The sequence below is a fragment of the Curtobacterium sp. AB451 genome, from assembly GCF_050585845.1.
Lineage (GTDB): Bacteria > Actinomycetota > Actinomycetes > Actinomycetales > Microbacteriaceae > Curtobacterium.
Genome location: NZ_JBOBQG010000002.1, coordinates 230,304 through 246,971 on the forward strand (window position 1 = coordinate 230,304; position 16,668 = coordinate 246,971).

Below are 16,668 nucleotides of genomic sequence, written 5' to 3' on the forward strand. Positions count from 1 at the left end.
CACCCACGTCGCTGATCGCTCCGAGCATACCCAGCGGTAGGTTTGCGCTCACGCCCCCGTTCACGGGTCCGCCGCGGTCCGGGCTAGCCTGACCCGATGGCCACCCCCGCTGCCGAGGTCGACGTCGACGTCCCGCTCGTCGCCGCCCTGCTCCGTGACCAGCACCCCGACCTCGCCGACCTCCCGATGGCGATCGCCGCGAACGGGTGGGACAACGTCGTGGTCCGGCTCGGCGACCTGCTGGCCGTCCGGCTCCCCCGCCGTGCGGCCGCCGCGACCCTCATCGAGCACGAGCAACGCTGGCTGCCCGGGATCGCGCAGCGGGTGGCCCCGATCGTGCCGGTGCCGGACCCGGTCCGCACCGGTCGACCGGCCCTCGGCTACCCGTGGTCGTGGAGCGTGGTCCGCTGGCTCCCGGGCGAACCGGCCGGCGAACGGCAGGGCGGGGTGCGCGTCGCCGAGGCGCTCGCCGCGTTCCTCGGACTGCTGCACGTCCCGGCACCCGCCGACGCCCCGGTGAACCCGGTCCGGGCGGTGCCGCTCGCGACCCGGAGCGAGGCGGTGCTCACGCGGCTCGCGACGGCGGACGTGCCACGGGCCCGCGCACTCGCGGCAGTCTGGCGGACGGCGGCGGCGCTGCCGGCGTACGCCGGGCCTCCCGTCTGGGTGCACGGCGACCTGCACCCCTTCAACGTGCTGTTCGACACGGCACCGGACGGCGGTACCCGCCTGTCGGCGGTCGTCGACTTCGGCGACGTGACGGCGGGCGACCCGGCGGTCGACCTCGCCACCGCGTGGCTCACGCTCGACCGGGAGGCGCGGCGCACCTTCCGCGCACGCGTCGCGGCCGACGACGACACCTGGGAGCGGGCCCGCGCCTGGGCCGTCTCGATCGGTTCGGCACTCCACCTGTCCGACGACCGCGCGTTCCGCGCCGTCGCCCTCCGGGTGATCGGAGAAGTGCTGGACGACTGAGTCCGCGCGGGGCTATCGTGACCGCACCAATCCGTGCACGTGAAGATCGGAGGGGCCGTCATGACCCTCGAGTTCCGCGTCCAGCACGACGTCGCCACCGACGCCTCTCCCGTCCCGTCCGCCCCGACCCGCACCGGCATCCGCGGGCTCCTCGACCGCCTCGCAGCGCGCCGCACCGCGGCACGCGAGCGTCGTGTCGAAGCCCGTCTGCAGGAGCTCGACGACCTCGCCCGGTTGCTCTCCGGCGCCCGCGGCGTCATCGAACGGGGGTGGATCCAGCACGCGTGGTTCGCCTACGTCGACGAGCACGGCCGGATGCGGAAGGCCTCGAGCGCCGCCGCCATGGACGTGCAGGGTCGGCCACTCGTCGCCGCGTGCCTGGTCGGCTCGGTCGTCTCCGCGGCGGGCGGCCCGCACGCCGTGCACTCGCAGCAGGTCCAGCGCGCCCTCGACCTGGTGTGGCACGCGCTCGCCTCCGACGAGGGAGCGCCGGTGCTGTGGTGCCCGGCACCGGACGTCCGGATGGGACGCGTCCGCGACCTCACGAGCTGGAACGACGCACCGACGCGCAGTTCCGGCGAGGTGGCCGGTCTCCTGCTCACCGCCGAACGCGTCGCCGTGACCGAGTCGCAGCGCGTGCGTGACCGCGCGGTGGCACGATCGAGGGCATGACGAGCACCGACCCGGTCCCCGAGGTCCACCCCGCACCGGCAGCACCGACCATCGCCTCGAGCGGTGGGTCGATGCTGTCGGACGAGGGCGTCGCGACCGGTGTCGACGCCGCCGCGCGCAAGCGGACGCTGCACCGTTCCCTGCAGAAGCAGCGCGCCGCGCTGGTCGCCAAGCTCGACGGACTCGCCGAGCGGCAGGCACGGTGGCCCGTCACGCCGACCGGCACGAACGTGCTCGGGCTCGTGAAGCACGTCGCGGGCGTGCAGGCCGTGTACTTCGGCGAGGTCTTCGGGCGTCCGCTGCCGGATCCGCCCGCCTGGCTCGAGTCCGAGGACGGCGACGACATGTACGCGTCGCTCGACGAGACCCTGGACGAGATCGTCGCGTTCCACCACCGCAGCGCCGCGCACACGGACGCCACGATCGAGGCGCTCGACCTCGACAGCCGCGGGGTCGTGTCCTGGTGGCCGGAGGACCGCCGCCAGGTGACCCTGCACCGGATCCTCGTGCACATGGGCGCCGAGACCGCCCGGCACGCGGGCCACGCCGACATCGTGCGCGAGATGCTCGACGGACTCGCCGGCGACGGGGACGGCAACCTCGCCGAGAAGAGCCCCGCCGAGTGGGTCCGCTGGCGCGAGCACCTCGTCGACCTCGCCGAGCGATCCGGGCTCCGCGACCTCGACGCATAGCCGACGACGGCTCGGGATCGTTACCGTTCTCCCAGCTACACGTCTCGGAAGCCCTGCTGACCTGGGGTTCCTTCCTTGACGGATCCGCAGGATCACCCCGGTTCGGACGTTTGCAGGTGTACAACACTCGTCGCGCTGCCTAGGTTCGAAGGCACCTGTGCCCCGACCCGTGGGTACTTCGGCCGACCGGGAGGAACGTTTCCGCGTGTTCCAGTTCATCGTGGAGCGATGGGACCAGATCTGGTTCGCGTCGTGGCAGCACTTCTCGCTGGTGGTCCAGTGCACCGTGCTCGCGACCGTCATCGCCGTGGTGCTCGCCACCCTCGTCTACCGCAGCCCCCGGCTGACCTCCGTCGCGAACGGGGTGTCCGCGATCGGCCTGACGCTCCCGTCGTTCGCCGTCATCGGTCTGCTCATCGTGCCCCTCGGGTTCGGCGTCGTACCGTCCGTGACCACCGTGGTGTTCTTCGCCGCGCTCCCGATCCTGCGCAACGCCGTCGTCGGGCTCGCCGAGATCCCGCCGACCGTCGTCGAGTCCGCGCGCGGCATCGGCATGAGCCGCTTCCGCACGCTCGTGCAGGTGGAGCTGCCGATGGCGTGGCCGATCATCCTCAGCGGCGTCCGGGTGTCGGCGCAGATGGTGATGGGCATCGCCGCGATCGCCGCGTACGCCCTCGGTCCCGGGCTCGGCGGCTTCATCTTCTCGGGCCTCTCGCGCCTCGGTGGCGCGAACGCCCTGTCCTCCGTCGTCGTCGGCGTGGTCGGTGTCGTGATCATCGCCTTCGTCCTCGACCTGCTCCTCATCGGCCTCGGCCGCCTGACCATCTCGAGAGGTATCCGTGTCCAGCACTGACCCCGCCACCACCACCGCTCCCGACGGCGACGTCACCGGCCGGAGCATCCTGCTCGACGAGGTCACCAAGCGGTACCCCGGCCAGCAGAAGCCCGCCGTCGACGGCATCACGCTCGAGATCCCCGCGGGCAAGATCGTCATGCTCGTCGGTCCCTCCGGCTGCGGCAAGACGACGACGCTCAAGATGATCAACCGACTCATCGAACCGACCGAGGGACGCATCGTCGTGGGCGACGACGACGTCACCGGGATCGACGCCGACGAGCTCCGTCGCCGGATGGGCTACGTCATCCAGGCCGGCGGACTCTTCCCGCACATGACGGTCGCGGCGAACATCGCGATCGTGCCGAAGATGCTCGGCTGGTCCAACGAGCAGATCGCGGCCCGCGTCGACGAACTGCTCGACCTGGTCTCGCTCGACCCCGACACCTACCGCGACCGCTACCCGCGGGAGCTCTCCGGCGGGCAGCAGCAGCGCGTCGGCGTCGCCCGGGCGCTCGCCGCGGACCCGCCCGTCCTGCTCATGGACGAGCCGTTCGGTGCGGTCGACCCGATCACCCGGCAGCGCCTGCAGGACGAACTCCTCCGCATCCAGGAGGAGCTGCACAAGACGATCGTGATCGTCAGCCACGACTTCGACGAGGCCGTGAAGCTCGGCGACTGGATCGTGATCTTCACCGAGGGCGCGCACATCGTGCAGTACGACACCCCGGAGCGGATCCTCGCCGAGCCGGCGAACGAGTTCGTCGAGAACTTCATCGGGTCCGGCGCCGGGCTCAAGCAGCTCACGCTGAACCGGGTCCGCGACGTCGAGCTCGCGCCGGCGGTCACCTGCTCGCCCGGCGAGGAGACGAAGGCCGTCCTGCAGCGCATGCAGGAGGCCGGCGGTCACGGGCACGCCGTCGTCGTCGACCGTCGTCAGCGCCCGATCGGGTGGCCGACCCGCCGTCAGCTCGAGCGACTGGACCGGATCCCGGAGGGCATCGAGCCCGACCTGCCCGTCGTGGGCGAGGCGGCGACCCTGAACGACGCGCTCGACACCATGCTCGTCTCGAGCGCCGGTGCCGCGCTCGTCACCGGCCGCGGCGAGGCGTTCCGCGGCGTCATCACGGTCGAGGTCGTCATGGACGCCATCACCCGTTCGCGCGCCGCCGCCGCCGAGGAGCAGCAGTACGCCCCGGTCGGCACGAACACCAACCCGATCGAGACCATGCCCTCGTCGCCCGCCGCCCCGACGATCGCGCCGTCCGGGGAGGACCTGTGAGCGCGGTCGCCGCCGGACCGGCCACGGGCGCCAGCACGTCCTGGAAGGGCCTGCTGTTCCAGCCGATCGCGATCCTCGTGGTCCTCGCGGCGTTCGCCGTGTGGCTCGCGACCGCGGACCTCACCGCCACCGAGCGGGGGACCCTGAACCCGTCGACCATCCTCGACCTGACCGGGCAGCACCTCGTCTTGACCCTCGAGGCCACCGTGCTCGTGCTCGTGATCGGGATCCCGCTCGGGGTCGTCCTCACCCGCGGGCCGCTGCGTCGGATCAGCCCCGGGGTGATCGCCGTCGCGAACTTCGGCCAGGCGGCGCCCGCCGTCGGTCTGATCGTGCTGCTCGCGGCCTGGCTCGGGCTGAACTCCTGGTCCGCCGTTGTCGCCCTCGTGCTCTACGCCATCCTGCCGGTGCTCCGGAACACGATGATCGGCGTGCAGAGCGTCGACGCTCGGCTCGTCGAGGCCGGACGGGGCATGGGGATGAGTGCCTTCAGCGTGCTCATGAAGGTCGAGCTGCCGCTGGCGGTCCCGGTCATGCTCTCCGGCATCCGCACCGCCCTCGTCCTGCTCGTCGGCACCGCGAGCCTGGCGACCTTCGTCGGCGCCGGCGGCCTGGGCCTCCTCATCACTACGGGGGTGACGCTGTTCCTGCCGAAGGTGCTCGTCTCCGGGGCGCTCCTCGTGGCGCTCCTCGCCCTGTCCATCGACTGGCTCGGCCGCGTGGTCGAGACGGTCGCACGACCGAAGGGACTCCGATGACGCACGCCGACGCGCGCGACGCACGCCGCGCCTCCCGTCCGACGCTCCGCCGCCGCATCGTGACCGCCACCGCCGTGGCGGGCGCCGCCGCGCTCGCACTGACGGGCTGCGGACTCCAGCCGGCGACGTCCTTCGTGCCCGCCGCGGACCCGGGATCGATCAAGCGGATCGACGACCTGCCCGCCGGGGCGCACCTCACGGTGACCTCGAAGAACTTCACCGAGCAGCTCGTGCTCGGCAAGATCGCCGTGCTCGCCGCCAAGGCCGCCGGCTTCGACGTGACCGACGAGACGAACGTCCCCGGCAGCGTCGCCGTCCGCGAGCTGATGACCTCGCACGCGGCGGACTTCACGTACGAGTACACCGGCACGGCCTGGCTGACCTTCATGGGGCACAGTGAGGGCATCCCGGACAAGACCGAGCAGTGGGAGGCGGTCAAGCAGGAGGACGCGGGCAACGGCCTCACCTGGCTCGAACCCGCGCCGATGAACAACACCTACGCCTTCGCCGTCCGCGACGAGGCCGTGTCGGAGCTCGGCGACGTCAAGACGCTCTCCGACATCACCAAGCTGCCCGTCAGCGAGCGCACCTTCTGCGTCGAGTCCGAGTTCAACTCACGCGCAGACGGCTTCAAGCCGATGCTCGAGAAGTACGGGCTCGAGCTCGGCGGCTCGGGCGAGAACGGCGTCCCGCGCGGCAACGTCAGCATCCTCGACACGGGCACGGTCTACACGGCGACCGACCGTGGCAAGTGCAACTTCGGCGAGGTGTTCACCACCGACGGCCGCATCAAGTCGCTCGGCCTGACGGTGCTCGAGGACGACAAGGGGTTCTTCCCCGCCTACAACGTCGCTCCGGTGCTCGACTCGGAGACGCTCGAGGAGTACCCGCAGCTCGCGGACGTCTACGACGAGATCTCGCCGAAGCTCACCGACGCCGTGCTGCAGGAGCTGAACCGGCAGGTCGACGTCGAGGGCCGGGAGCCGGCGGACGTCGCCTTCGACTGGATGGTCAAGGAGGGCTTCATCACGAAGCCGTGATGCGTGCGCGTGCGACGCGTGCGGTGCGCTCGCATCGTGAGCACAAATGGTCGGGTCCGCGCGCGGCACCCGACCATTTCTGCTCACCATGCACGGACTGGAGGCGCGGGGCGGGCCCGTCACGCGCCTCCCGGCCGCTACCGGGTGGTGATGCGCGCGGCGGTGTCGCGGATCGACGCGACGACCGCGGCGCGGACCGCGTCGGGGTCCGACCCCTCGTGGCGTGCCGAGCTGCGCAGCCCGGTCATGCACATGCCGAGCAGCATCTCGGCCGCCTGCGGGGTGGCCGCGTCCGGACCCCACGCCGGGTCCCGCTCGAGGATCGTGCGGACGGCACCCGTCATCGCCTCGGCCACCGTGGTCATCCGCGAGACCTGTCGGCGCATGAGCTGCGGGAACCGCACGATGACCTCCTTGCGGGCGAGCCGTTCGCGCTCGTCGCCGAAGGACTCCCCGAACACCAGGAACGCCAGGTCGACCACGGCCTGCGCCGCCGGTTCGCCCTCGACCGCGGCGAGGTGTGCGGCGAGCGTCTCGGGGGCGAGGTCGAGCTCGGTGTGCCCGAGGACCGCGTCCTCCTTGCTCTCGAAGTAGTTGAAGAACGTCCGGGGCGACACCTCGGCGCGCGCGGCGATCTGTTCGATCGTGGTGCGGTCGATGTCCTGTTCGAGGGCGAGCGTGCGTGCGGCCTCGGCGATGCGGTGCCGGGTCTCGAGGCGTTTGCGGTCGCGGAGGCCCATCTCGGAGGCGGGCGCGGTGTCGGGCATGGCCCGACTGTAACCGGAACGTCACATGGTTTACAGCAAACGCAAACTTGCAGTCGTGCAGTGGACAGTACGGTTGGCGCATGACCACTCCCGTGCTCGAGGCCCGTGGCCTCGCCAGGACCTACGGCCGCGGCGCGACGCGGTTCGACGCGCTCAAGGGGGTGTCGCTGCAGGTGGACCAGGGCGAGAGCCTCGCCATCGTCGGCAAGTCGGGTTCCGGCAAGTCGACGCTCATGCACCTGCTCGCGCTGCTCGACAAGCCCTCGGCCGGCCAGGTGCTGCTCGACGGCACCGACGCGGCGACGCTCAGCGCACGGCAGGTCAACCGCACGCGGAACAGCACGTTCGGGTTCGTCTTCCAGCAGTTCTTCCTCACGCCGAAGACCTCGGTGCTCGAGAACGTCGTGCTCCCGCTGAAGATCGCGGGCGTCACCGGCGCCGAGCGGAAGCGCCGGGGCATGGCCGCGCTGGACGCCCTCGGGCTCGCGGACAAGGCGAAGAACGACGCGAACGACCTGTCCGGCGGGCAGAAGCAGCGCGTGGTCATCGCACGAGCCCTGGTGGGGGAGCCGAGCGTCATCTTCGCCGACGAACCGACCGGCAACCTCGACACGAACACCGGTCAGGTCGTCGAGGACATGCTCTTCGGCCTGCAGCGCGACCGGGGGATCACCCTCGTGGTCGTCACCCACGACGAGGAGCTCGCCGAACGCTGCGACCGCCGCGTCAACGTCCGCGACGGACTCATCGTGGGCGGGGACGATGCCGTCGACGCCGTCGCCACCGGGCACGGGAGGCACTCCGCATGAACGTCCTCGACCTCTTCCGCACCGCGGTCGCGAACACCTTCCGGTCGAAGCTCCGCACGACGCTCACCGTCATCGCGATCTTCATCGGCGCGTTCACCATCACCCTGACCTCGGCCATCGGCACGGGCGTCAGCAACTACATCGACACCCAGGTGGCCTCCATCGGCGACACCGGGTCGCTGACGATCACCAAGGCCGTCGAGTCCTCGACCGACTCGGGGCCGGCGAAGTACGACCCCGACGAGTCGAGCCAGAGCGTCGACCGCGGGCCGGCGTCGTTCGCGTACCTGTCGCAGTCCGACGTCACGAAGATCGAGGACGTCGCGGGCATCGAGAGCGTCCGTCCGGCCGTCGCCCTCAGCACGAAGTGGGTCGAGTACGGCAGCGCGGGCAAGTACGTCGTCGACATCGCGGCGAACGCGGGGGAGCTCGACGCCGACCTCGCCGCGGGGAAGCAGCTCGACGACTCGTCCTCCGCCGGCAACCAGGTGCTGCTGCCGACGAACTACCTGGAGAACCTCGGGCTCGGCAGCGCGAAGGCCGCGGTCGGCAAGGACCTCACCATCGCGGTCGACGACTACCAGGGCAAGGAACACACCCTGACCGCCACGGTCGCGGGCGTGCAGAACGAGTCGCTGTTCGGCGGCGGGGCCGGTGCGAACGCAGCGCTCACCGACGCGATGCAGGCCGCGCAGGAGACCGGCAAGCCCTCGTCGATCGCCACCTCGTACGCCAGCGCCACCGCCACCCTCGACAGCGGCGCGTCGGCGACCACCGTGAAGAGCGCCCTGTCGAAGGACGGCTACACGGGCCAGACCATCCAGGACCAGCTCGGCCAGTTCCAGACGGTCATCAACGGCATCGTCGGCGTGCTGAACGCCTTCGCCGTCATCGCACTCGTCGCGGCCGGGTTCGGCATCATCAACACGCTGCTCATGAGCGTGCAGGAGCGCACCCGTGAGATCGGACTGATGAAGGCGATGGGGATGGGCGGCGGGAAGGTCTACACGCTGTTCTCGCTCGAGGCCGTGTTCATCGGGTTCCTCGGCAGCGCGATCGGCGCGGGCGTGGCGATCCTGCTCGGCACCGGGATCTCGAACGTGCTCGCCGGCACCGTCCTCAAGGACCTGCCGGGCCTGCAGATCATGCAGTTCGCGCCGTCCTCGGTCATCACGATCATCCTCGTCGTGATGTTCATCGCCTTCCTCGCGGGCACCCTGCCCGCGCGTCGGGCCGCCCGCCAGAACCCGATCGAGGCGCTCCGGTACGAGTAGGCGCGCGCGTGCCTAGTCTCTGAGGGGTGGCGGCGTTCGGACGGGACCTCGGGGACGGGTACACGCTGACGCTGCGCGACCTCACGACCGTCCGGCCGCTGCACGAGCTCGTCGTCGCCAACGCCGACCGGCTGCGCGCGGCGGAACCGTGGGCGTGGCAGGAGCAGACCGTCGAGACGATCGGCCTGCACACCGAGCGCCTGCTCGCGCAGTACGCGATGGACCGGGCGCTCCCGTGCGTCATCCGGCTGGACGACCGGGTCGTCGGTGCCGCCTCGCTCGCCTTCGACCCCTACCTCGGACAGGCATCCCTCGGCTACTGGGTCGATGCGGGCCAGGAGGGACGGGGTGTCGCCCGGCGGGCCGCCACCGTCCTCGTCGGGGTCGCCCGGACCCGCGGCTCGGCCCGGGTGGAGATCCGGACCGCCGTGAACAACCTCCGGAGCCGTGCCCTCGCCGAGCGGCTCGGCTTCGCGTACGAGGGCACGCTGCGGAGCGCGCTGCCGCTCGGGCCGGTGCGGGTCGACGTCGCCGTGTACGGCCTCGTGTTCTGAGTCGGGCGCTCCGGTTCAGCGGCCGTGGGTGACCCCGGTCCAGACCGCGAACGCCCCGCCGACGACGAACAGCGCGAGCAGCAGGATCCAGACCGCCAGCGCCACGAGGTTGAGGAGGATCCCCCAGCCGGCACGACCACGGGCGAACGGCTCGCGGCTCCGCGAGGCGACGCCGAGGCACAGCCCCACGAGCGGCGCGACGAACGTCCACCCGGCGAGCAACGAGCAGATGCCGAGCACGAGACTCGCCGTGCCGAGACCGGTGCGCGGGGATTCCGAGATCGTGGCCATGCACCCGACGCTACGGGTCCGTGGGAGGCGGGTCGTCCCTCCCGAGCGTGATCCGGGTCCACCTGCGGACGGATGGTCACCCGACGCCGGTATCGTCGACTGCATGGCCTTGTTCGGACGACGCAGCAAGCACGACGTGCGCGACCGGCCCGTCAGCCAGGTCGAGCTGAAGCGAGCGGTCGACGAGGGCTTCCTCATCGCCAAGGCCGCCGTCACCATCGCCGTCGGCAACCGGATCATCACGAACGCGCTGCGCGACGAGGGGTACTTCGACCACGCCGTGATCGCCGAGGCCGCGCGCGAGGAGCTCCACCGCATGGCCGACGAACAGCGCGGCGACGCTGCCCGGATGCGCGACATCCGGTCGCGGTCGAGCAAGCAGAAGGGGCGCTCGCGGCACCAGCACGACTACCGCCGCGGCGACGACCTGAAGCTCCGCACGCGTGAGGCGACGTACGAGCAGCTCGCGACGATGCTCGACAAGCGCCGGGACGACAAGGGGTTCGTCGACGGCATCGTCCTCGCGGCCCGGGCCCGGGCGTGGGACGACATCGGCACGACCGTCGTCGGGCGGCTCGGGTGGGCGCAGCGTCCGGCGGACGACTACGAGGTCGGACGGGACGACCGGCTGCAGCAGATGCTCGACGAGGACTTCGCGGCGCTCCTGGCCGAGCACCCGGTGGGGTCCACCGCGCTGGACGCCGACGAGCCCGACGCGGCGGACGCGGGCGACGACGGATCGGACCCGGCGGACCCGGACGCGGCGCGCGTCTGACCTGCCAGGACGGCAGAGCCTCCGACACGTTCCCGGGTCCTGTCGCCGAGCGGGTCCATCGTCCTCGGCGCGCGCGGCAGGATGCGTTGAACCCGTCGGCGCGTTGACCGTTCCGGTTCGCGATTCCCGGGGTTCGCGAACCGGAACGGTCAGCTGCGGAATCGGGAACGGCCCTGGACCGCGCCCGACGAAGGACCGGAGGCGCGGGGCGGCACCGAACCGCGCCTCCGGTCCGCAGCGGACCGTCCCGACCGAGACGGCGCGCAGCAGCGGTCCCTAGGCTCGGGTGCATGGTGGATGCGGTGGTCGTCGGAGCGGGGCCGAACGGACTCGCGGCGGCGGTGACGCTCGCACGCGCGGGGCTGTCGGTCGAGGTCGTCGAGCGCGGCGACACGATCGGCGGTGGCGCACGGACCGCCGAGCTGACGCTGCCCGGCTTCCGGCACGACGTGTGCTCCGCCGTGCACCCGATGGCGCTGCAGTCCGAGTTCTTCCGACGCTTCCGCCTCGAGGACCGCATCGAACTCCGCCTGCCGGAGGTCCAGTACGGGCACCCGCTCGACGGTGGGCGCGCCGGCATCGCGTACCGGGACCTCGCTCGCACCGCGGAGTCGCTCGGCGTCGACGGTCCCGCGTTCCGGCAGCTCATGGCGCCCCTGTCCGGCAACGCCGACCAGGTCGCCGACTTCGCCACCGACGCGCTGCTGCACGTCCCGCGGCACCCCCTCACGGTCCTCCGGTTCGGACTCCGCGCCCTCGAGCAGGGAACGAGCGCGTGGAACCTCCGCTTCCGCGACGAGGTCGCGCCCGCCATGGTCTCCGGGGTCGCGGCGCACTCGATCCAGCACATGCCGTCCCTCTCCACCGCCGCCGCGGCGCTGTCGCTCGGCTCCTACGCGCACGCCCGGGGCTGGCCGGTCCCGATCGGCGGCAGCCAGGCGATCGTCGACGCGCTCGCCGCGGACCTCGTCGCGCACGGCGGCCGGATCGAGACCGGCCGCGAGGTCCGCTCGCTCGGCGACCTCACGCCGGCCAAGGCGGTGCTGTTCGACACGAGCGTCCCCGGCATGCTGCGGATCGCGGGGAAGCAGATCCCGACGCCGCGGCGCGGGGCCCTCCGTCGGTTCCGGTTCGGCAACGCCGCCGCGAAGGTCGACTTCGCGCTCTCCGACCCGGTGCCGTGGACGAACGCGGCGCTCCGCGAGGCCGGCACTGTGCACATCGGCGGGACCCGTGCCGAGATCGCCGCTGCCGAGGGCGCGGTCGCGCGTGGTGCGCACGCCGAGCGGCCCTACGTGCTCGGTGCCGAGCCCACCGTGGTCGACCCGAGCCGCGCACCGGCCGGCAAGCACGTCTTCTGGGCCTACGCGCACGTGCCGGCCGGGTCCGACATCGACCAGACCGAGGCGATCACGCGGCAGATCGAGCGCTTCGCACCGGGGTTCCGCGACACCGTCCTGCAGTCGAGCAGCCGCACCGCGGTCGACATGGGCGCGTACAACCCGAACTACGTCGGTGGCGACATCGCCGCCGGCGCCGCGAGCTTCTGGCAGCTGGTCAAGCGCCCGGTGCTGTCGTCCGACCCGTGGCGGATGGGCGGTGGCATGTACCTCTGCTCCGAGGCGTCCGCCCCGGGCCCCGGCGTGCACGGCATGGCCGGCTGGCACGCGGCACGGAGCGCCCTGCGGCACACGTTCGGGCTCACCGAGCACGTCGATCTCGCACCGGAGGACTGACCATGGCGAAGAACGTCCGCATCCTGCACTGCCGCTCGGAGGACGTCTTCGACGTGTTCGCGGACGGCTGGCTCTTCACCACCTGGGTCGTCGGCGCCTCACGCATGCGCGGTCAGGACGAGGGGTGGCCCGCGGTCGGCACCCGCCTGCACCACTCGTTCGGCATCTGGCCGCTCGTGATCGACGACGTGACGACGGTCCTCGAGTGGGACGCTCCGCACCGCATGGTGATCCAGCCGAAGGGGTGGCCCCTCGGCGAGGCCCGGGTCGAGCTCGTCGTCGAGGAGCACCGACGGGGCTGCAAGGTCACCATCGTCGAGGACGCCGTGGCGGGGCCGGGTGCCTGGGCGCCGGACCTCCTGGTGCAGCCGATGATCTGGATCCGGAACCGCGAGACGTTGCGACGGCTCGGCTGGGTGGCCGCGGGTCGCGCCGCGACCGCCTGAGGGCCTGGAGGCGCGGGTCGGGCCCGCACCGCGCCTCCCGTCCGTCCTGTGGTCGCCTCGGGCGAGATCCGGTGCGGACACGACGAGGACCTGTACCTGCGCACCCGGAGCGAGTACGTCACCATCGGTCCGACGTCCGGGGACTCGACCGTCGGCTGGTACGCGGCCACCTACAGCGACCTCGCGGCGACAGCCGCCGACTGACCGCGGGGCCGGGGTACGCGCGGGTCCGCCGCGTGCCCGACCAACCCGATCCGGTGCCCACCCGCCTGCTTCCCCGAGCTGGTGCGGTTCGACGCGGCGCACGCGCCGAGGGGGGATGCCTACCGGACCTGGCGAACGCCTCCGAGCAGCCTGAGCGATCGTCGGGACTCGTGTGACTGAGCGGACGTACAGGCCTAGCGTCCCTCGGTGTCGGGCCGAGGGAGCCCGACGCCGAGGGGGGTCGGGTCGTGCAGCACACGTACGGGCAGCAGTTCGCGGAGATCTACGACGACGTCTTCCCGCCGGACCCGGGCCTCGTCGAGGTGCTCGCTTCCAGCGCACCGGCGACGGCGCTCGAGCTCGGCGTGGGGACCGGTCGCGTGGCGATCCCGCTCGCGCAGCGGGGCATCAGCGTCACCGGCGTCGACCTGTCCGCCGAGATGCTCGACCGGTGCCGCGACGGCGCCGACGAGGCCGGCGTCGACCTCGACCTGGTGCAGGGCTCGATGACCGACCTCCGCCTCGGACAGCGGTTCGACCTGGTCTTCTGCGTCTGCGCGTCCATCTCGATGCTGCTGACCCGCGAGCACCAGCGCGAGACGCTCGCCACCGCGCGGGACCACCTCGCCGACGGTGGCCGCTTGGTCGTCGAGACGCACAACCCGGACGCGGTGCTCGGCCTGCACGGCGGACGTCGTCGTGAGACCTGGTTCGTCCCGTACCCTGGCGTCGGCCGTGGTCTGCAGACCTACGCGACCCTGGACGAGCCGACCGGACTCTGGCAGGTCAGTCACCTGTGGCACGACCGCGGACGGACGACCATCGGGAACGAGGTGAGCCTCCTCACACCGGTCGAGGTCCTGACCGGCCTCGGTACGGAGCTCGGGCTCGCGGTGCGCTCCGTGACGGGCGACCGGGACGGCGGTCCGGTGACACCGGAGTCCCCCACGTACACGGTGGAGTTCGAGGTGGCGTCGTGATCGGGTTCGTGGACCGGGTCGTCCGCGGTGTCGTCGACCGGTCGGCCGACCGCGGGAACGTGCTCGCCGCGACCGAGCGGGCCTCCGCGCTCGTGGTGCTGATGGGGAGTCTCGAGCACCTCGCGAACGCGGACAACCGCCGGACGGGCGGCCTGAACGACTGGACCCTGCTGCGGGGCTCCGCGCTCGTCCGCAACGAGCGACTGCGCCGCGTGCTCGACCGCGTCTACCGGCCCCGGGTGGTGACCGCGATGCACGGGCTCCGGGTGGCCGCCGCCCTCGTCCACCTGTCCCCGGTCCGCGACCGACGCGTCCGCGCCGCGGCGTCCGCCGTCACGGTGCTCACCGGCTACGCACTCGGGCCACTGCACCACAACGGCGGCGACGGCAGCGACCAGGCGGCGTTCTTCACGCAGGCGCTGTCGGGTGTTGCCCGGGCCTCCCGACGACCCGCGACGGTGGACACCGCGCTGTGGGCGGTCGCGAGCCAGGCGACGCTGTCGTACCTCGTCTCGGGGTGGGTGAAGCTGATGGGTGAGCCCTGGCGGAACGGCTCGGCGCTGCTCGGGGTGATGCGCACGCGGACCTACGGTTCGGAGTGGGTGTGGCGGGTCCTGCGCGACCGGCCGGCACTGGCCCGGGTGGGCGAGGTCGCCACGCTCGTCCTCGAGTGCGCGTTCCCGATCGTGTTCGTGCTCGGCCCGCGGATGCGCGTGGCGTACCTCGGCGCGATCGCCGGGATGCACCTCACCATCGCCGCGACCATGGGACTCGGTCGGTTCCTCCCAGCGTTCCTCGCACTGCAGCCCGCGGTGCTCTACGTCACCGCAGACCGCCGATCGGTCGTACCGCGTCGTCACGACGGGTTCCCGTGGGTCCTCGGCGTGATCGGGGCCGCGGTCGGGACGCAGGCTGTGGTCCGGCAGGTCGTGGACGCCCGGCGCAGTCGACGTCCCCGCGCCGGGCAGACCGTGGTCGAGACGCCCGCCGGATCGCGCCTGGCCGTGCGGTACCGGCCGGCAACCTCGGGGCCGGGGGCACCCCTGGTGGTGTTCGAGAACTCGCTCGTCGCGGTCCAGGAGTACTGGGACCCGATCATCGCGGAGCTCGGCGGCGACGTCGCCACGCTGACGTACGACCGTCCCGGGACCGGGGCGAGCACGGCACCAGGCGCGACGCTCGCCACCTACGCGGAGGACCTCCGCTTCCTCGTCGGCCGCCACGCCGGGGACGGACCACTCTGGCTCGTCGGGCACTCGTTCGGCGGGCACCTGCTCCGACGCCACGCGGCCGAGCTCGGGCGCGACGTCGCCGGGGTGGTCCTCCTCGACCCGACCACCGGTTTCGTGGACCGACCCGACGAGGACGTCCTGACCGCCGTCCGGTCACTCACGGACGGCTTCCCGCTGATGGAGTGGTCCCTCCGGACCGGCTGGGGATGGCTGCTCGACGCCACGACCTGGGCGATCCCCGCACGCCAGGGGCGGACCGACGACCTGAGCCCCGTGTACCGGAACGCCCGCCTCTGGCGCACCGGCCGTGCGGAGTGGCAGGCGGCGGAGCCGGACCTCGTCGCCGACCGACCCGGACGCCGCATCCCCGAGGGTGCCGACGTGCTCGTCGTCACGGCGAGCACGAGCGACGAACTCCAACCGGCGGTGAGCGCCGCGCACGAACGCGTCGCGCACGAGCACGACGGCCGCCGCGAGGTCGTGCGGTCCACCCACGACGGCCTGCTCGTCCACCCCGCACCGGTCCGACGGGTCGGTGCACTCGTCCGCGAGGCGATCGGGGTGGACCGATGAGCCGCCGTGGAGACGGTCCGGCACTGCCCCTCGCGATCGGCCTCGCGCTCTGGATCATCGCGACGGTCATCGGCCAGCACCCGAACCGTCGGTTCGACCGGGTCCGGCAGGTCGACACCGCCGCGCTGCTCATCCCGAACTGGCGCTTCTTCGCACCGATCCCCGCCTCGATGGACTTCGAGCTGCTGTACCGGTACCGGCAGGACGACGTGGTCAGCGAGTGGACGCGGACCAAGGACGTCGCAGCACGCCGGCTCCGGCACATGCTGTGGTTCCCGGACCGGCGGGTCGACAAGGGCCTGTTCGACGTGGTCGGACGGTTCTTGGTGGCAGCGGAACAGCTGCCGGACGGGTACGAGACGGGCGCCGACTACCGCGCGCTGCTCGCCTTCGTCCGCCGCGTCGTCGCCGCGCGGACCGGTGGCCGCGCCGATGCCGTCCAGTTCGCGATCGTCCGCACGGGCGGCCACGACGACACCGTGCCCGTCGAGGAGCTCTTCGCATCCCGACGGGAACCCATGCACGACGGGGACGGCCCCCGTCGGCAGCCGGACGCCGCCTCCGCAGCGTCCGCACGACCGAAGGAGGAGACCAGATGAACGCCAACACACGGACCGCGCTGTGGTTCGCAGCACCCGTCGTGCTCATCGCCATCGCGGTGGCGATACTCCTGTTCGACCTGCCCGGCTTCGCGTGGCTGTCGGTCCTGGTCGTGCTCGGCATCGCAGCCGCAGTCTTCGTCGTCTCGGCACGACGAGAGTGACCTCGGCCCC

The 16,668-nt window shown here is 72.1% G+C and carries 20 protein-coding genes; 18 read left to right on the forward strand and 2 right to left on the reverse strand.

All coding sequences use genetic code 11. The annotated features are described in order from the left end of the window. Window positions 1-96 precede the first annotated feature (96 nt). The 7 genes from ACQXVK_RS04900 to ACQXVK_RS04930 all read left to right on the forward strand — a co-directional run bounded on the left by ACQXVK_RS04900 (window position 97) and on the right by ACQXVK_RS04930 (window position 6,254). Complete coding sequence (locus ACQXVK_RS04900) at window positions 97-975, forward strand: aminoglycoside phosphotransferase family protein (RefSeq protein WP_430852898.1); 879 nt, start codon at window positions 97-99, stop codon at window positions 973-975. Between the two features lie 60 nt (window positions 976-1,035). Beyond that, the gene (locus tag ACQXVK_RS04905) at window positions 1,036-1,647 is read left to right on the forward strand and encodes a DUF6197 family protein (protein ID WP_430852899.1); all 612 of its coding nucleotides are present in this window, start codon (window positions 1,036-1,038) and stop codon (window positions 1,645-1,647) included. Then, entirely contained in the window at window positions 1,644-2,339 is a 696-nt protein-coding gene (locus ACQXVK_RS04910; RefSeq protein ID WP_430852900.1) for a DinB family protein, read from the forward strand. The genes ACQXVK_RS04905 and ACQXVK_RS04910 overlap by 4 nt, the downstream gene beginning before the upstream one ends. 205 nt (window positions 2,340-2,544) lie before the next feature. Continuing rightward, window positions 2,545-3,192 (forward strand): ABC transporter permease, encoded by a 648-nt coding sequence (locus ACQXVK_RS04915; RefSeq protein ID WP_022905976.1) that lies wholly within the window; start codon window positions 2,545-2,547, stop codon window positions 3,190-3,192. Then, window positions 3,179-4,456, forward strand: a complete 1,278-nt coding sequence (locus tag ACQXVK_RS04920) for an ABC transporter ATP-binding protein (RefSeq protein WP_430852901.1) — start codon at window positions 3,179-3,181, stop codon at window positions 4,454-4,456. The genes ACQXVK_RS04915 and ACQXVK_RS04920 overlap by 14 nt, the downstream gene beginning before the upstream one ends. Next, a complete protein-coding gene (locus tag ACQXVK_RS04925; protein ID WP_022905974.1) occupies window positions 4,453-5,214 on the forward strand; it encodes an ABC transporter permease in 762 nt (253 codons plus the stop codon). The genes ACQXVK_RS04920 and ACQXVK_RS04925 overlap by 4 nt, the downstream gene beginning before the upstream one ends. Further along, window positions 5,211-6,254 carry a glycine betaine ABC transporter substrate-binding protein gene (locus ACQXVK_RS04930; RefSeq protein ID WP_430852902.1) on the forward strand — a complete coding sequence of 348 codons (1,044 nt, stop codon included), beginning with the start codon at window positions 5,211-5,213 and terminating at the stop codon, window positions 6,252-6,254. The genes ACQXVK_RS04925 and ACQXVK_RS04930 overlap by 4 nt, the downstream gene beginning before the upstream one ends. Window positions 6,255-6,391: 137 nt before the next feature. Here ACQXVK_RS04930 and ACQXVK_RS04935 read toward each other — a convergent pair whose 3' ends face one another. Beyond that, window positions 6,392-7,021, reverse strand: a complete 630-nt coding sequence (locus tag ACQXVK_RS04935; protein WP_022905972.1) for a TetR/AcrR family transcriptional regulator — start codon at window positions 7,019-7,021, stop codon at window positions 6,392-6,394. 80 nt (window positions 7,022-7,101) lie between these two features. On the opposite strand from ACQXVK_RS04935, the gene ACQXVK_RS04940 reads away from it, so the two are divergent. Genes ACQXVK_RS04940 through ACQXVK_RS04950 form a run of 3 tightly spaced genes read left to right on the forward strand, consistent with a single transcriptional unit; the run spans window position 7,102 to window position 9,658 of the window. After that, window positions 7,102-7,830, forward strand: coding sequence for an ABC transporter ATP-binding protein (locus ACQXVK_RS04940; protein WP_022905971.1), 729 nt, complete (start codon window positions 7,102-7,104; stop codon window positions 7,828-7,830). After that, the gene (locus ACQXVK_RS04945) at window positions 7,827-9,104 is read left to right on the forward strand and encodes an ABC transporter permease (RefSeq protein ID WP_430852903.1); all 1,278 of its coding nucleotides are present in this window, start codon (window positions 7,827-7,829) and stop codon (window positions 9,102-9,104) included. The genes ACQXVK_RS04940 and ACQXVK_RS04945 overlap by 4 nt, the downstream gene beginning before the upstream one ends. Before the next feature lie 26 nt (window positions 9,105-9,130). Next, window positions 9,131-9,658 (forward strand): GNAT family N-acetyltransferase, encoded by a 528-nt coding sequence (locus ACQXVK_RS04950; protein ID WP_430852904.1) that lies wholly within the window; start codon window positions 9,131-9,133, stop codon window positions 9,656-9,658. A 15-nt stretch (window positions 9,659-9,673) separates the two neighbouring features. Here the strand turns inward: ACQXVK_RS04950 and ACQXVK_RS04955 are convergent, their stop codons facing one another. Then, window positions 9,674-9,949: a hypothetical protein gene (locus ACQXVK_RS04955; protein ID WP_430852905.1), complete on the reverse strand. Its 276-nt coding sequence runs from the start codon at window positions 9,947-9,949 to the stop codon at window positions 9,674-9,676. A 103-nt stretch (window positions 9,950-10,052) separates the two neighbouring features. On the opposite strand from ACQXVK_RS04955, the gene ACQXVK_RS04960 reads away from it, so the two are divergent. From ACQXVK_RS04960 to ACQXVK_RS04995, 8 genes are all read left to right on the forward strand, one after another. After that, window positions 10,053-10,724 carry a hypothetical protein gene (locus tag ACQXVK_RS04960; protein ID WP_402266464.1) on the forward strand — a complete coding sequence of 224 codons (672 nt, stop codon included), beginning with the start codon at window positions 10,053-10,055 and terminating at the stop codon, window positions 10,722-10,724. A gap of 290 nt (window positions 10,725-11,014) precedes the next feature. Next, window positions 11,015-12,460, forward strand: a complete 1,446-nt coding sequence (locus tag ACQXVK_RS04965) for a phytoene desaturase family protein (protein WP_430852906.1) — start codon at window positions 11,015-11,017, stop codon at window positions 12,458-12,460. A gap of 2 nt (window positions 12,461-12,462) precedes the next feature. Continuing rightward, entirely contained in the window at window positions 12,463-12,906 is a 444-nt protein-coding gene (locus tag ACQXVK_RS04970) for an SRPBCC family protein (RefSeq protein ID WP_430852907.1), read from the forward strand. Window positions 12,907-12,954: 48 nt separating this feature from the next. Next, on the forward strand, window positions 12,955-13,110 hold the full coding sequence (locus tag ACQXVK_RS04975) for a hypothetical protein (RefSeq protein ID WP_022905515.1): 156 nt from the start codon (window positions 12,955-12,957) through the stop codon (window positions 13,108-13,110). 248 nt (window positions 13,111-13,358) lie between these two features. Then, window positions 13,359-14,090: a class I SAM-dependent methyltransferase gene (locus ACQXVK_RS04980; protein WP_430852908.1), complete on the forward strand. Its 732-nt coding sequence runs from the start codon at window positions 13,359-13,361 to the stop codon at window positions 14,088-14,090. Continuing rightward, window positions 14,087-15,895, forward strand: coding sequence for an alpha/beta fold hydrolase (locus ACQXVK_RS04985; protein WP_430852909.1), 1,809 nt, complete (start codon window positions 14,087-14,089; stop codon window positions 15,893-15,895). The genes ACQXVK_RS04980 and ACQXVK_RS04985 overlap by 4 nt, the downstream gene beginning before the upstream one ends. Continuing rightward, on the forward strand, window positions 15,892-16,494 hold the full coding sequence (locus ACQXVK_RS04990) for a hypothetical protein (protein ID WP_430852910.1): 603 nt from the start codon (window positions 15,892-15,894) through the stop codon (window positions 16,492-16,494). The genes ACQXVK_RS04985 and ACQXVK_RS04990 overlap by 4 nt, the downstream gene beginning before the upstream one ends. Next, window positions 16,491-16,658 carry a hypothetical protein gene (locus tag ACQXVK_RS04995; RefSeq protein ID WP_022905510.1) on the forward strand — a complete coding sequence of 56 codons (168 nt, stop codon included), beginning with the start codon at window positions 16,491-16,493 and terminating at the stop codon, window positions 16,656-16,658. The genes ACQXVK_RS04990 and ACQXVK_RS04995 overlap by 4 nt, the downstream gene beginning before the upstream one ends. Window positions 16,659-16,668: the final 10 nt, after the last annotated feature.